Here is a 14006-nt window from a genome sequence, read left to right as displayed (position 1 = left end):
AACAAATGTTCGAGAGCCCCGTCGGGCTCACGAGTGCGGGAGGTGCGTGTGCCGGGTTTCACGCATCTGCACACCGTCTCCGGGTTCTCCCTGCGGTACGGAGCCTCACACCCGGAGCGGCTGGCCGAGCGCGCCTGCGAGCGGGACCTGGACGCCCTCGCCCTGACCGACCGCGACACCCTCGCCGGCACGGTCCGCTTCGCCAAGGCCTGTGCCAAGGCGGGGGTCCGTCCGCTGTTCGGCGTGGACCTCGCGGTGGAGCTGCCCGGGGGTCCGCGGCAGGAGCGGCGCCGCACGCCCGTGCGCGGAGGCGCCTTCATCGACGAGTCGACACCTCGCGTCACCTTCCTCGCCCGGGACGGCGCCCGCGGCTGGGCCGACCTGTGCCGGCTCGTCACGGCGTCGCACGCGGGGGAGGGCCCGCCCTTGCTGCCCTGGGCCGACAACACGGCCGACGGCCTGACCGTCCTGCTCGGCCCCGCCTCCGACGTGGGCCGCGCCCTCGCCACGGGGCGCCCCGACCGCGCCGCCAAGCTGCTCGCCCCCTGGCGGGAGGTGTACGGCGACGCCCTGCGCCTCGAAGCCGTCTGGCACGGCCGTGAGGGCACCGGTCCCGGCTCCCTGCGGCTTGCCGCCCGTACCGTCGGCTTCGCCGCCGAACAGCGGATCCGGCCCGTGCTCAGCAACGCCGTCCGGTACGCCGACCCCGGCCTCGGCCCGGTCGCCGACGTCCTGGACGCGGCCCGCCGCCTGGTTCCCGTCGACCCGACGAAGGAACTGGACTCCGGCGAGGCCTGGCTCAAGGACTCGCCCGCCATGCTCGGGGTGGCGGAACGGGTCGTCGAGGCCGCCGGCTACCGGCGCGACACCGCCCACCGCCTGCTGGAACAGACCCGGGCGACGGCCGCCGAGTGTCTGGTCGACCCCGAGGACGACCTCGGCATCGGCACCGTCCACTTCCCCGAGCCGCACCTGGTCGGCGCGGGCCGCCGCACCGCACAGCGGGCACTGGCCTCGCGGGCGGTGACGGGGATGGTGCTGCACGGTTACGACCGTTCCGCGAAAGCGCGGCACTACTGGGAGCGGATGCACCGGGAACTGGACATCATCGCCCACCACGGCTTCGCCTCCTACTTCCTGACGGTTGCTCAAGTGGTGGACGACGTAAGGGATATGGGCATCCGGGTCGCTGCCCGCGGCTCCGGCGCCGGCTCCCTGGTCAACCACCTCCTCGGCATCGCGCACGCCGACCCGGTCGAGCACGGGCTGCTGATGGAGCGCTTCCTGTCCAAGGAGCGGATCGTCCTGCCGGACATCGACATCGACGTGGAGTCCGCGCGCCGCCTGGAGGTCTACCGCGCGATCATCGGCCGGTTCGGTGCCGAGCGGGTCGCGACGGTCGCGATGCCGGAGACCTACCGGGTGCGGCACGCGATCCGTGACGTCGGTGCCGCCCTGTCCATGGACCCGGCCGACATCGACCGCATCGCCAAGTCCTTCCCGCACATCCGCGCCCGCGACGCCCGCGCGGCACTGGAGGAACTGCCCGAACTCAGGCAGCTGGCGGGGGAGCTCCAGCGGAAAGGGGAGCGCTACGGGAGGCTCTGGGAACTGGTCGAGTCCCTCGACGCCCTCCCGCGCGGAGTCGCCATGCACCCCTGCGGAGTGCTCCTCTCCGACGCCTCCCTGCTCTCCCGTACGCCGGTCATGCCGACCAGCGGCGAGGGGTTGCCCATGGCCCAGTTCGACAAGGACGACGTCGAGGACCTCGGGCTGCTCAAGCTCGACGTGCTGGGCGTGCGGATGCAGTCGGCGATGGCGCACGCGGTCGCCGAGGTGGAGCGGGCGACGGGGGACCGGATCGACCTGGACGCGGTGCCGGACGGCGACCCGGCCACGTACCAACTCATCCGTTCCACCGAGACTTTGGGCTGTTTCCAGATCGAGTCGCCGGGTCAGCGGGACCTGGTCGGACGGCTGCAGCCGGCCACCTTCCACGACCTCGTCGTCGACATCTCGCTCTTCAGGCCGGGTCCGGTCGCCGCCGACATGGTGCGGCCGTTCATCGAGGCGCGGCACGGGCGGGCGCCGGTCCGTTACCCGCACCGGGACCTGGAAGGGCCGCTGAAGGGGACGTACGGAGTCGTCGTCTTCCACGAGCAGATCATCGACATCGTCGCCATCATGACCGGCTGCGGGCGGGGCGAGGCGGACCGGGTGCGGCGCGGGCTGTCCGACCCGGAGTCGCAGGAGCGGATCAGGATCTGGTTCGCGCAGCACGCGGCGGCCCACGGCTACGACGCAGAAACGATTCAGCGGACCTGGGAGATCGTCGAGGCCTTCGGCTCGTACGGCTTCTGCAAGGCGCACGCGGTCGCCTTCGCCGTACCGACGTACCAGTCGGCGTGGCTGAAGGCGCATCACCCGGCCGCCTTCTACGCCGGACTGCTCACGCACGACCCCGGGATGTACCCGAAGCGGCTGCTGCTGGCGGACGCGCGGCGACGCGGGGTGCCGATCCTGCCGTTGGACGTGAACAAGTCGGCGGTCGCCCATCGTATCGAACTGGTGTCTGAATCGAAGGTGTGGGGGCTGCGGTTGGCCCTCTCCGACGTCCACGGCATCAGCGAGGCCGAGGCGGCGCGCATCGCGGACGGGCAGCCGTACGCCTCGCTGCTCGACTTCTGGGAACGGGCCCGCCCGAGCAGACCGCTCGCTCAGCGGCTGGCCCAGGTAGGTGCGTTGGACGCCTTCGGGGCCAACCGCCGTGACCTGCAACTACACTTGACCGAGCTGCACCGGGGAGCCCGCGGCAGAGGCAGTGGTGGAGGTCAACTCCCCCTGTCAGGCGGCCGGAAGACGGCACCGGCCGGGCTGCCCGACCTCTCCTCGGCGGAGAAGCTGAGTGCCGAGCTGGGTGTGCTGTCCATGGACGCCTCGCGCAATCTGATGGACGACCACCGGGCCTTCCTCGACGAACTGGGCGTGGTGCCGGCCCGGCGGCTGCGGGACGCGCGGCACGGGGAGACCGTGCTGGTCGCGGGCGCCAAGGCGGCCACCCAGACGCCGCCCATCCGGTCCGGCAAGCGGGTCATCTTCAGCACCCTGGACGACGGCACGGGCCTGGTCGACCTGGCCTTCTTCGACGACTCCCACGACGCCTGCGCGCACACCGTCTTCCACTCCTGGCTGCTGCTGGTGCGCGGGGTGGTGCAACGCCGCGGCCCGCGCAGCCTCAGCGTGGTCGGCGCCGCCGCCTGGAACCTCGCCGAACTGGTCGAACTGCGCGCTGAGGGCGGGCTCGACGTGGTGGCGGCGCGGCTGGCCGAGCCCCTGCCGGAAGGGGGCGGGGATTCGACGGGGGGCAGGCGAATCCAGATGCCCACCGGATACGAACTGCATCCGTGGGCCGATCTGCGCCCGGCGGGCGAAGAGCCCGCGAAGGTACGGAAGTTGTGGCACCAGAGTCCGGGGAGTGCGGGATGACCATCCTCTGCGTACGTTTCCAGCTGCCGCCGACGCGGGAGGCGGCCCTGCCGGGGCTGCTCGGGTTGCTCGAGGATTTCACGCCCGTCGTGGAGGCGCTGCCGCCGGACGGGGCGCTCGCCGATCTGCGGGGCGCCGAACGGTACTTCGGGCGCGGCGCGGTGGAGCTGGCGTCGGTGATCCGGGTCCGGGCGCTCGCCCGGTACGGCGTCGACTGCGTGATCGGTGCCGGGCCGGGCCCCATGCTGGCCCGCGTCGCGCTGCGCGACGCCGAGCCAGGGGTGACCCGCGCGGTGTCCGAGGAGACCGTCGTGGAGTTCCTCGCCGACAAGCCCGTCGCCGCGCTCCCCGGCGTCGGCGCCGCCACCGCCCGCACCCTGGGCGAGTACGGCCTCGACACCCTCGGCCTGGTCGCCGCCGCACCCCTGTCCACGCTCCAGCGTCTGGTCGGCGCCAAGACCGGCCGTGATCTGCGGGAGAAGGCGAACGGCATCGACCGCGGCCGGGTCGTACCGAACGCCGTGTCCCGTTCGCTGGCCGCCGAACGCCCCTTCGACCGCGACGAGCTGGACGCCGACCGGCACCGCCGCGCCCTGCTCGCGGCCGCCGAGGAACTGGGCGCCAGGCTGCGCGCCCTCGACAAGGTCTGCGGCACCCTGACCCTCACTGTGCGCTACGCCGACCGCTCCTCGACGACCCGCACCCGCACCCTCAAGGAACCGACCGCGCACTCGGCCGCGCTGACGAAGGCGGCCTACGGCATGTACGAGGCCCTCGGCCTCCAGCGGGCCCGGGTCCGTTCGGTCGCCCTGCGTGCCGAGGCTCTCGGTCCCGCCGAACTGGCCTCCTACCAGCTCGCCTTCGACCCCGTGGACGAGAAGCTCCGCCGCATCGAGGAGGTCGCCGACCGCGTGCGGGCGAAGTTCGGGCCGCGGGCGGTGATGCCGGGGACGCTGGCCGCGTAGTGGTCAGTTGGCCCACGGGGGTGTGATGCGGGTGCCGTCGGCGAGTTCCGCCTCCAGGCCGATGGAGGTGGTGACCCAGGAGGTGGCGACCTCGCTCGTCGGGTTCTCGACGGCGAGGGTCGACCCGGCGTTGATGATCACCGTGTCGCCGGCGGTGACGTGGTGGGTGTGACCGTCGAGGGTCATCAGCAGTTCGCCGCCGAGTACATGGAAGATCTCCTCCCGGTTGACGGTGTGCGCGGGCGCCTTGGTCCCTGCCGGGATCTCGCCGCGCCAGGCGCACAGCTCCCTGCTGCCGGTGCGCGGGGTGGCGTGCGAGACGAAGCGGGCGCCGTGGATCTCGTGGGTGACGGCTTCGGACGGGCGGATGACGGGCATGGGCTCTCCGATCAGTTGGTCAAGCTGCTTGACTATGTGGACTCATAGTCAAGCAGCTTGACCAACCCGTCAAGGGTGTTTCAATGCCTTCGTGCAGAACTCCGAAGCCATGGCCCTGTCCGCCGCCCTCCTCGCCGTCGCCGGCGAGCTCACGCAGCGCATTAACGAGGGGGTCGTCGCCCGTGGCTTCGAGGGGATCAGGCCCGCGCACGGCTTCGCGTTCGCCCGGCTCGCCCCCGACGGGGCGACGGTCACCGAGCTCGCGGCGCACCTCGGGGTGACCAAGCAGGCCGCCAGCCAGCTGGTCGACGAGATCGTGCGCAGGGGGTACGCCGAGCGGCGGCCGCATCCCGGTGACGCCCGGGCCCGGCTGGTCGTCCTGACCGGGCGGGGGTGGGCCTGCACCCGGGCCGCCGAGGAGGCGGCCGCGGAGGCGGTCGGGGCGTGGGTGGCGCTGCTCGGTGAGGACGAAGTCGGCGCGTTGCGCGAGCAATTGGCGCGCATTGCTCCCTATGGTCCCATCAGGCCCGCCTGGTGACGGTTCGTCAGGACTTCGTCGCGGGCTCCAGTCGCCGATGGTTACCACTGGAAGTTTTTACTGACGCGTAACTTCACAAGTGCACTACTCGTCCGTAACTTGACGAGTGAACAGCATCCTCGTGATCCGGATCACAGGGCGTAGAGCCGTCGCAACTCCCTTGAGCCGCAAGGAGATCACCCGATGCTGCCCTGGAAACGAGTGCTCAGACCCCTGGCCGCACTACTGCTGACCGCCGCGGTTGCCGTCGTCCCCGCCACCACTGCCCAGGCGGTCGACGCCCCCAGCCGGGGGTGGAACGACTACTCCTGCAAGCCGTCCGCCGCCCATCCCCGCCCCGTCGTCCTCGTCCACGGAACCTTCGCCAACTCCGTCGACAACTGGCTGGCCCTCGCGCCGTACCTGAAGAACCGCGGTTACTGCGTCTTCTCGCTCGACTACGGTCAGCTCTCCGGTCTCCCGCTCGTCCACGCCCTCGGCCCCATCGACAAGTCGGCCGAGCAGCTGAAGGCCTACGTCGACAAGGTGCTCGCCGCGACCGGCGCCGCCGAGACCGACCTCGTCGGCCACTCCCAGGGCGGCATGATGCCCCGCTACTACCTCAAGTTCCTCGGTGGAGCCGCGAAGGTGAAGGCCCTCGTCGGCATCGCGCCCAGCAACCACGGCACCACGCTCGCCGGCTTCACCCGCCTCCTGCCGTACTTCCCGGGCATCGAGGACCTGCTCACCACCAACACCCCCGCCCTCGCCGACCAGGTCGCCGGCTCCGCCTTCCTCACCAAGCTCAACGAGGGCGGCGACACCGTGCCAGGCGTCCAGTACACGGTCCTCGCCACCAAGTACGACGAGGTGGTCACGCCGTACCAGAGCCAGTTCCTCAGCGGGCCCGGCGTGCGCAACATCCTGCTCCAGGACCTGTGCCCGGCCGACCTGTCCGAGCACGCGGTCATCGGGCTGCTCGACCGGATCGCGTTCCACGAGGTGGCCAACGCCCTTGACCCGGCGCATGCCACCCCGACCACCTGCGCGTCGGTGCTCGGCTGAGTGCCGCCGGGGCCTGTCCGGCCTGAGCCGCCGGTCAGGCCCCGGAACTCTCGGATCAGCGACCGCGCCGGCCGCCGCCCACCGCACGCCGACGGACCGAGGTGAACAGGACCGCCGAACCGAGCGCCAGCGTCGCCGCGCCGCCCACGGCGAGGTACGGCGTGCTGCCGTCGCCACCGGTCTCGGCGAGGTTCTCGGTGCTGCCGGCCGCCTTCGGCCCGTCGGACAGGGGACTCTCGGTCCGGGCGATCGGCGCGGCCTGCGCATTCGCCTCTGCTTTCGCCTCCTGATTCGCTGCCGGCTCGGCCGACGTACCGGCGTCCTGGTCGCCGTGGCCGTTGTGCTCGACTGTCGACTTGTCGCTGCCGTCCTCGATCTGCTCCTCGGAGGGGGCGGAGGCGGTCGGGACCGGGGACGCGCTGCTCGTCGTACCACTGTCGCCGCCGCTGTCGCCGTCACCGCTCCCACTCTCGCCGCCGAACGCCACGTCCGAGCAGGAGTAGAACGCCTCCGGGCTGTCCGAGCGCTGCCAGATCGCGTACAGCAACTGCTTGCCGGAGCGCTGGGGGAGAGTGCCGGAGAAGGTGTAGAAGCCCCCCGACGCGACCGGGTCGGTTGCCGTCGCCACCGGGTTGGCCAGGTCCAGGTCGTCCCAGGCGAGCGGCTGCGCCGGGTCGTAACCGGCCTTGGTGATGTACACGGTGAAGGTGCCCTTGTGCGGGGCGGTCACGCGGTACTCGAAGGTGTACGACCCACTGCTCACGCCGGTCGCGGGCCAGTCGGCGCGGGCCAGGTCGAGCCCCTTGAACGCGTCGTTGTTCGCGCTGCACAGCTTGCCGTCCGGGATCAGCGCCCGGTGCTGTCCGTCCGCGTCGCCGATGCGGATGCCGTTCCAGTCGTAGAGCGCCTGCGTGCCGCCGGCCGCGACCGCCGCCCTGCACGCGTTGGACGCCGGGCTCTCGGGGCCCTCCGCGTAACACTGCGAGACCCGGCTGACCGGGTCGCCCATGGACCCGTGCGCGGACGCGGGGGCGGCGGACAGCACGGTCGCGGCGAGCGGGGTCAGGCCGAGAGCGACGACGGTGGCGGCCTTGCGGCGTGCGGGCATGGGGGATCTCCTCGGAACCGGAACGAGTGCGTGCCGGATCAAAGAAACCGTGAAAACCCCTGCTGGGGACGGCTGGTGACGATCTTTATGGCCGCCTTAAGGGACTGCTGAGACTGAGATCAGGTAGGAGACTCGCTCCTCGGGCCGCGGTCCGGTCCTGGTGGGTGCCGCAGGCGGCGTTCTCGGACCCGGCCCAGCGCACCACGCGGTGGCGGAGGTAGACGATTTTCGAGTGGAGGTGCGGGTCTCGACGAGTTCGAGATCCACCGGCGCTCGCGCCGGGGAAAGAACGGAATGCCACCACCGACCAGTACCGGGTGGACCCTGGCCCGGTACTCGCCGATCAGACCCGACTCGGCCGCCTCGGCGGCGAGAGTCGCGCCGCCGATCGCGATGTCGTCCTCCCCGGGCTCGGCCCGCAACCGCTCGATCTCCTCCGCCAGGCCGCCGGAGGCCAGGCGGGCGTTGCCCCGCACCGCCGACGGCGTGGGTGGAGAACACCACCTCGGGAAGCGACTTCCAGATCGCGGCGAACTCGCGCGTCGAGAAGTCGAGCGATGGAATCCGGTCGGTGGTCTCCCAGTACGGCATCGTCTCGTACAGCCGTCGTCCCAGCAGATGGAAGCCGAGCCCACGAACCTCGTCGGTGGCGAAGCGCAAGACCTCCTCGTCGGGTGCCGTCCAGTCGAAGCCGCCGTCCGGCCCGACGATGTAGCCGTCGAGTGAGACGTTCACGCGGGACTGATTCGCGTCATCGGGGTGGAGCCTGATGCACCGCGAACCGGTCCCGCTAGCGTGCGCGCCATGACGAACGAGGAGATCCGGCCCGCGACGACAGCCGACGTGGCCGCCGTGAAAGCCGTCACCGACGCCGCCTACCACCACTACATCGAGCGCATCGGGAGGGTGCCGCAGCCCATGGAGGCGGACCATGCGGCGAACGTGGCCGAGGGGAAGGTGTTCGTGACGGGGCAGCCCGTGTTCGGGCTGGTGGTGATCGAGGCGTACGAGGACCACCTGTACCTCGACAACATCGCCGTCCACCCCGACGCGCACGGCAGGGGCGTGGGGGGACGGCTGCTGCGCTTCGTGGAGGCACGCGCGCGTGCGCTGGGTCTGCCCGAGGTCAGGCTCTACACGAACGCCATGATGTGGGAGAACCAGAAGATCTACCCGAAGTACGGGTACGAGGTCGTGGAGCGGCGCGTCGACGGGCCGTACGACCGCGTTCACTACCGCAAGCGGCTGGGCTGACGGGAGCTTGAGCTGAGGGAGCCTGTGCCCCTCACCCGTCCGGCCACCACGTGCGCGCGATGTCCTTTCGGACCTCCGGGCGTCCCGCGGGGCGCTCGTCGGCCTCCTCGCGGACCTGGCGGGAGTCCGTCTTCTTCAGGGGCTTCTGCACGGTCACACGGCGCATGGCTGCCTCCTTCAGGGTCTACCGAGTTCCGCGTTCTCACGGAGGTAGACCCGTTCAGGGAGAGTTCCTCATCGGTTGCCGTTCTGTCAGTGGCCAGTGTCACGATTCGACTGTCAGTGGCGGGTGTCACTCTTGGGTGCATGACGAACGAGAGTGACGACACGACCGCGGTGTGTGTCGACTGGGACGCGCAGGCCGCCTCCTTCGACGACGAGCCGGACCACGGTCTGCGCGACCCGCAGGTCCGCCACGCCTGGGCCGAGCGGCTGCGCCACTGGCTTCCCGAGCGCCCTTCCGACGTCCTCGACCTCGGCTGCGGTACCGGCAGCCTCTCGCTCCTCGCCGCCGAACAGGGACACCATGTCACCGGTGTCGACCGGTCCCCGGCCATGGTCGACCTCGCGCGCGCCAAGCTCGCCGGCCGTGACGCCGTGTTCCTCGTGGGTGACGCGGCGGAACCGCCCGTGGGCGAGGAGCGCTTCGACGTCGTGCTCGTTCGGCACCTGCTGTGGGCGCTGCCCGACCCCGGCCGCGCCCTGCGGCACTGGCGGGAGCTGCTGCGGCCTGGAGGGCGGCTGGTACTGGTCGAGGGCGTGTGGGGGACGGTGAGCCCGGTGGGAATCCCCGCCGACCGGCTCACCGCCCTCCTCGCCCCGCTCGCCGGGCAGGTGCGCGTCGACCGCCTGTCGGACGACGCGCTGCTGTGGGGGAGGGATGTGGAGGACGAGCGGTATGCGGTGGTGGCGGTGGTCGGCTGAGATCGGTTACGAGGGGTGGTGGCGGTGGTCGGCTGAGGGCGGATACGGGTGGTCGTGGCGGTGGTCGGCTGAGGGCGGTTACGCGAGGAGCGCGTCGAAGCCGCCCGACTGCGCCAGCGCCTCCAGCTCGTCAAGGGCGGCCATGGCGGCGGCCGCCGCCTCCGGATCCCGCTCCGTCAGACCGCTCTCGGCGAACTCGTCCTCGTCCAGGCGGATCACGTCCGTGCCGTCGGCCGAAAGCCACAGGTCCAGGTCGAGATCCTCCACGACGACTTCGGCGCCGGACCGCGTCGCCGGGCGGGTGATGTCGCAGTACCAGCCCTTCAGCGCCCCGGACGCGGCGCGGACCTCCTTCACCGCGTACCAGCGGTCCCGCCAGTAGTACTCGGTGAAGACGTCGCCGGGCTCGAAGCGGACGAAACCGAAGTCGCGCACGCCCTTACCGGCCCAGGGGGCGCGGACGGCGAGCCGCGTACCGTCGTCGCCGAGGAGTCCGGCCTCGTAACGGATCTTCGTGCGGCCGGCCTTGACGAGGACGACCTCCAGGACGGCCGAGGTGTCAGCCGAGTTCGCGGACATACCGCACCTCCGTAGCGCAGATCTCGTACCCGAACCACTTGTTGATCGCGATCATCGGGCTGTTACCGGTGTCGTTGCCCGTGAACGCCTCCGTGAATCCGGCGGCACGGGCGCGGTGCAGGGTGTCGTTCTTGGCGAGCTTGGCCAGGCCACGGCCACGGAAGGCGCGGGCGGTGCCGGTCATGACGGTGCCGTAGCGGGTGCCGCCGTCCGTGCGGGCCATGCTGAAGGCGGCGGGGCGGCCGTCGGCCACGGCGACCGAGGTCAGCTCGGGACTGAAGAGAGGGTGGTACCAGGTCTCCGCCAGCCAGGCCTCGTAGTCGGTGAACTCGTAGGCGATGTCGCTCGGTTCGTCCGACATCGTCTCCGCGTCCAGCTCGAACAGCGGGCGCGGATCGTCCGCGAAGTCGGCACCCGTGCGCAGTTCGACCCCCGGCGGCAGCGGCCGGAGCGGTGGCAGGCTGCCGCCCGCCAGGTCCAGGCGGAGGAAGTGCGCGGATCGGCTTTCGCGGTAGCCGTGCCGCTCGGCGAAGCCGAGGTTGCCCGGCTCGTCCAGGACCCAGGCGAAGAGCTTGGTCGCGCCCCGGTCGGCCAGGTGCTGCTCGGCGGCGCGGACCAGCAGTGAGCCGGCACCGCGGTGCGTCCGCTGAGGGTGCACATAGACGTTGACGTAGCCCAGGCCGGCCTCCGGGCTGTCGTGGACGAGCCCGACCTGCGCCGTGCCGATCACCTCGCCGTCCTCCTCCGCGACCAGCGGCCGGTAGTGGGCCTCGGGCCGGATGTGGGCCAGGTCGTAGGCGAGGGAGTCCGGGGTGACGAGTAAGAACGGAAGCGCGAGGTGGCGGACGCGGGCGAAGCCCTCGATGTCGGCTCGGACCTCGGGCGCGAGGTCGCGCACGATCACAGTCATGTACGCGCACGCTACGGGGGAGATGCACCGCGGTGCCTCTCATTTTCGGGCGGGTGCGGGACAATCACCCCGTGACCTTGAAGATCCACATCGATGAGAGCGCCCCGCCGTACGAGCAGGTGCGGGCCCAGATCTCCGAGCAGGCGCGGTCGGGGGTGCTGCCGGTGGGATACCGGCTGCCGACGGTGCGAGGGCTGACCGAGTCGCTCGGACTCGCCGCGAACACGGTCGCCAAGGCGTACCGGGCGCTGGAGGCGGACGGGGTGATCGAGACCCGGGGGCGCAACGGAACGTACGTCGCCGCCGCGGGCTCGGCGGCGGAACGGGAAGTCGCGCTGGCCGCACAGGCGTACGTCGAGCGTGCCCGACGGCTCGGGTTGGACGAGGAGGCGGCGCTCGTCGCGGTGCGGGATGCCCTGCGGGCGGCTTACGGGTCGGGGTGAGGGGCACCGGGCCGGGGGGTGGGGGGTGAGCTGAGCTGGGCTCGCCTTGCAGGTTGCGCAGGGCTCGGGCAGAGGGCTGAGCGGGTTTCGCGGAAGGCTGAGGGGGGTTCGGCACCGCCGAAATGCGCCGTCGAGGCTGAGTTCCGTCGCGGCGGGGAGGAAGCTGTGTGCTTCGTGGCGGGGAAGAGGTCGAGCGCTGTTCCGGCGAAGAGGAACTGAGCGCCTCCCGGCGGAGGGAAAGCTGAGTGCCGTTCCGGTCGAGGAGACGCGGGGTGCCGTCGGGGCCGAGAACTCGTGAACCTCAGGCCCGCTCCAGGTGCTCCGGTGCGCGAGTGACGTTCCAGCCCTCCGTCCGGGCCGCTTTGGCGAAGGTCATCGCGTCCTCCACCGCCGCGCCCGTCGGGTCGTTGTTGAAGTACGCGAACACGTCCTGGCCCTCGGACCATGTCTCCGTGATCCGCTCGGCCCAGGTCTTCAGGGCCCGTCGGCCGTAGTGCGGCCAGGCGCGGGCGCCGCCGACGTGGAAGCGGACGTAGCCCCAGTCGGTGGTGCGCCACAGCGGGGTCGCCGGGCGGGAGCGGACGTCGGCCCAGCACAGGGCGGCGCCGCGGGATTCCAGCACGTCGCGCACCTCGTCGGTCCACCACGAGTCGTGGCGTGGTTCGACCGCGACCCTCGTCCCGGCCGGGAAGCAGGACAGGCAGGTGTCCAGCAGTCCCGCGTCCGCGCGCAGCGTCGGTGGCAGCTGGAGCAGGACCGGCCCCAGGCGGTCGCCGAGGCCCGCCGCGTGGCTCATCAGGCGGTGCACCGGCTCCTCGGGGTCCCGCAACCGTTTGATGTGGGTCAGATAGCGGCTGGCCTTCACCGCGACGACGAAGTCCGGCGGGGTGCGCTCCCGCCAGGCCTCGAAGGTCTCCCGGGACGGCAGCCGGTAGAAGGCGTTGTTGATCTCGACGGTCGCGAAACGCGCCGCGTACTCCTCCAGCCACAGCCGGGTGGGGCAGCCGGCCGGGTAGAGGACGCCCCTCCAGTCCTTGTACTGCCACCCCGACGTGCCGAGGAACAGGGTCATATCCCCATCAAAGCACGTGCGCTACAGGTACAGCCCCGCGTCCGCCCCCGGCCGGGGCTCCGGCACCGACGTCGGCGAGGTGCCCCGTCGCAGCGCGTACAGCTCCGCCAGCGTCGCGCCCTCGCGGGCCACGCCCTCCTCGGTGCCCAGCCAGCTCACCGCCTCCCGGCGGGTCAGCCGGCCCACCTCGATGCGGGCCAGACAGCGGCCGGGGCGGACCACGGCCGGGTGCAGGCGCTCCAGGTCCTCGTTGGTCGTGACGCCGACCAGGACGTTGCGGCCCTGGCCGAGCAGGCCGTCGGTCAGGTTGAGCAGCCGCGACAGCGCCTGGCCCGCCGTGTGCTTGGCCTCCCCGCGGATCAGCTCGTCGCAGTCCTCCAGGAGGAGCAGCCGCCAGCGGCCCTTCCCCGTGGAGTCGTCCTCGCCGATCGCGATGTCCATCAGGTAGCCGACGTCGGAGAAGAGGCGCTCGGGGTCCAGGACGCAGTCCACCTGGCACCAGTCCCGCCAGGACCGCGCCAGCGTGCGCAGGGCCGACGTCTTGCCGGTGCCCGGCGGGCCGTGCAGGAGCAGCAGACGGCCGGCGATGTCCTCGGGGGTCGTCTTCATCAGGCGGTCCATCGCGTCCGCCACCGGCGCGGTGTAGTTGTCGCGCACCTCGTCCCACGTGCCCGCGGAGATCTGCCGGGTGGTGCGGTGCGGGCCGCGCCGCGGGGAGACGTACCAAAAGCCCATGGTCACGTTCTCCGGCTGCGGTTCGGGCTCGTCCGCCGCGCCGTCGGTGGCCTGGTCGAGGACCTTCTCGGCCAGCTCGGGACTGGTCGCCGTCACCGTGACGTCGGCTCCGCGGTTCCAGCGGGAGATCAGCAGGGTCCAGCCGTCGCCTTCGGCGAGCGTGGCGCTGCGGTCGTCGTCGCGGGCGACGCGCAGCACCCGGGCGCCCGCCGGCAGCAGCGTCGCCGCGGACCGCACGCGGTCGATGTTGGCCGCGTGCGAGTACGGCTGCTCGCCCGTCGCGAAGCGGCCGAGGAACAGCGCGTCGACGACGTCGGACGGCGAGTCGCTGTCGTCGACGTTGAGCCGGATCGGCAGAGCGTCGTGTGGGTTCGCAGACGTGCCGCCCTGATCCGGTGGGTTCGCAGACATGCCGCCATGATCCGGCACGCGGGCGCCGTGTGCACCCGCTTTCCGTAGTGCGCCGCCCGCGCCCCTTCGGCACGGGCGGCGCGAGAGACACGGCGTGTCGCGAGCGTCCCGCGCTCCCGGCGTATCCCCTTCGTCCTGTTACACAGCTGTGCATCCACG

General features: G+C 71.6%; 14 protein-coding genes and 1 pseudogene. 7 read left to right on the top strand and 8 right to left on the bottom strand.

The genetic code is table 11. The annotated features are described in order from the left end of the window. The first annotated feature begins 48 nt into the window (after positions 1-48). Together ACWBNA_RS33905 and ACWBNA_RS33900 are read left to right on the top strand one after the other, a co-directional pair. On the top strand, positions 49-3486 hold the full coding sequence (locus ACWBNA_RS33905; RefSeq protein ID WP_482708343.1) for a DNA polymerase III subunit alpha: 3438 nt from the start codon (positions 49-51) through the stop codon (positions 3484-3486). Continuing rightward, on the top strand, positions 3483-4451 hold the full coding sequence (locus ACWBNA_RS33900) for a DNA polymerase Y family protein (RefSeq protein WP_482708342.1): 969 nt from the start codon (positions 3483-3485) through the stop codon (positions 4449-4451). Before ACWBNA_RS33905 ends, ACWBNA_RS33900 begins: the two co-directional genes overlap by 4 nt. Before the next feature lie 3 nt (positions 4452-4454). On the opposite strand, the gene ACWBNA_RS33895 is transcribed toward ACWBNA_RS33900, so the two are convergent. Next, positions 4455-4829 carry a cupin domain-containing protein gene (locus tag ACWBNA_RS33895; protein WP_482708341.1) on the bottom strand — a complete coding sequence of 125 codons (375 nt, stop codon included), beginning with the start codon at positions 4827-4829 and terminating at the stop codon, positions 4455-4457. Between the two features lie 91 nt (positions 4830-4920). Between ACWBNA_RS33895 and ACWBNA_RS33890 the strand changes: the two genes are divergently transcribed. Beyond that, on the top strand, positions 4921-5367 hold the full coding sequence (locus ACWBNA_RS33890; RefSeq protein WP_482708340.1) for a MarR family winged helix-turn-helix transcriptional regulator: 447 nt from the start codon (positions 4921-4923) through the stop codon (positions 5365-5367). Positions 5368-5550: 183 nt separating this feature from the next. Beyond that, positions 5551-6411 carry an esterase/lipase family protein gene (locus ACWBNA_RS33885; protein ID WP_482708339.1) on the top strand — a complete coding sequence of 287 codons (861 nt, stop codon included), beginning with the start codon at positions 5551-5553 and terminating at the stop codon, positions 6409-6411. A 55-nt stretch (positions 6412-6466) separates the two neighbouring features. On the opposite strand, the gene ACWBNA_RS33880 is transcribed toward ACWBNA_RS33885, so the two are convergent. Both ACWBNA_RS33880 and ACWBNA_RS33875 read right to left on the bottom strand, forming a co-directional pair. Next, positions 6467-7519, bottom strand: coding sequence for a lytic polysaccharide monooxygenase auxiliary activity family 9 protein (locus tag ACWBNA_RS33880; RefSeq protein WP_482708338.1), 1053 nt, complete (start codon positions 7517-7519; stop codon positions 6467-6469). Positions 7520-7604: 85 nt separating this feature from the next. Beyond that, positions 7605-8254, bottom strand: a pseudogene (locus tag ACWBNA_RS33875) (dihydrofolate reductase family protein). 69 nt (positions 8255-8323) lie between these two features. Between ACWBNA_RS33875 and ACWBNA_RS33870 the strand changes: the two are divergent. Next, on the top strand, positions 8324-8773 hold the full coding sequence (locus ACWBNA_RS33870; protein ID WP_482708337.1) for a GNAT family N-acetyltransferase: 450 nt from the start codon (positions 8324-8326) through the stop codon (positions 8771-8773). A gap of 31 nt (positions 8774-8804) precedes the next feature. On the opposite strand, the gene ACWBNA_RS33865 is transcribed toward ACWBNA_RS33870, so the two are convergent. Beyond that, positions 8805-8939 (bottom strand): hypothetical protein, encoded by a 135-nt coding sequence (locus tag ACWBNA_RS33865; protein WP_095749573.1) that lies wholly within the window; start codon positions 8937-8939, stop codon positions 8805-8807. Between the two features lie 140 nt (positions 8940-9079). Between ACWBNA_RS33865 and ACWBNA_RS33860 the strand changes: the two genes are divergently transcribed. Further along, positions 9080-9697: a class I SAM-dependent methyltransferase gene (locus ACWBNA_RS33860; RefSeq protein ID WP_482708336.1), complete on the top strand. Its 618-nt coding sequence runs from the start codon at positions 9080-9082 to the stop codon at positions 9695-9697. Between the two features lie 78 nt (positions 9698-9775). Here ACWBNA_RS33860 and ACWBNA_RS33855 read toward each other — a convergent pair whose 3' ends face one another. Both ACWBNA_RS33855 and ACWBNA_RS33850 read right to left on the bottom strand, forming a co-directional pair. Further along, on the bottom strand, positions 9776-10276 hold the full coding sequence (locus tag ACWBNA_RS33855) for a ribonuclease FAU-1 family protein (RefSeq protein ID WP_482708335.1): 501 nt from the start codon (positions 10274-10276) through the stop codon (positions 9776-9778). Next, positions 10257-11186 (bottom strand): GNAT family N-acetyltransferase, encoded by a 930-nt coding sequence (locus tag ACWBNA_RS33850; RefSeq protein WP_482708334.1) that lies wholly within the window; start codon positions 11184-11186, stop codon positions 10257-10259. The genes ACWBNA_RS33855 and ACWBNA_RS33850 overlap by 20 nt, the downstream gene beginning before the upstream one ends. Before the next feature lie 71 nt (positions 11187-11257). On the opposite strand from ACWBNA_RS33850, the gene ACWBNA_RS33845 reads away from it, so the two are divergent. Further along, on the top strand, positions 11258-11629 hold the full coding sequence (locus tag ACWBNA_RS33845) for a GntR family transcriptional regulator (protein ID WP_482708333.1): 372 nt from the start codon (positions 11258-11260) through the stop codon (positions 11627-11629). A gap of 301 nt (positions 11630-11930) precedes the next feature. Here the strand turns inward: ACWBNA_RS33845 and ACWBNA_RS33840 are convergent, their stop codons facing one another. Together ACWBNA_RS33840 and ACWBNA_RS33835 are read right to left on the bottom strand one after the other, a co-directional pair. Continuing rightward, positions 11931-12701 (bottom strand): DUF72 domain-containing protein, encoded by a 771-nt coding sequence (locus ACWBNA_RS33840; RefSeq protein ID WP_482708332.1) that lies wholly within the window; start codon positions 12699-12701, stop codon positions 11931-11933. 21 nt (positions 12702-12722) lie between these two features. Further along, positions 12723-13847 (bottom strand): DUF5925 domain-containing protein, encoded by a 1125-nt coding sequence (locus ACWBNA_RS33835; protein WP_482708331.1) that lies wholly within the window; start codon positions 13845-13847, stop codon positions 12723-12725. Positions 13848-14006: the final 159 nt, after the last annotated feature.

It is taken from the genome of Streptomyces sp. Q2, from assembly GCF_056820935.1.
This window is presented reverse-complemented; position numbering and strand designations above follow the sequence as displayed.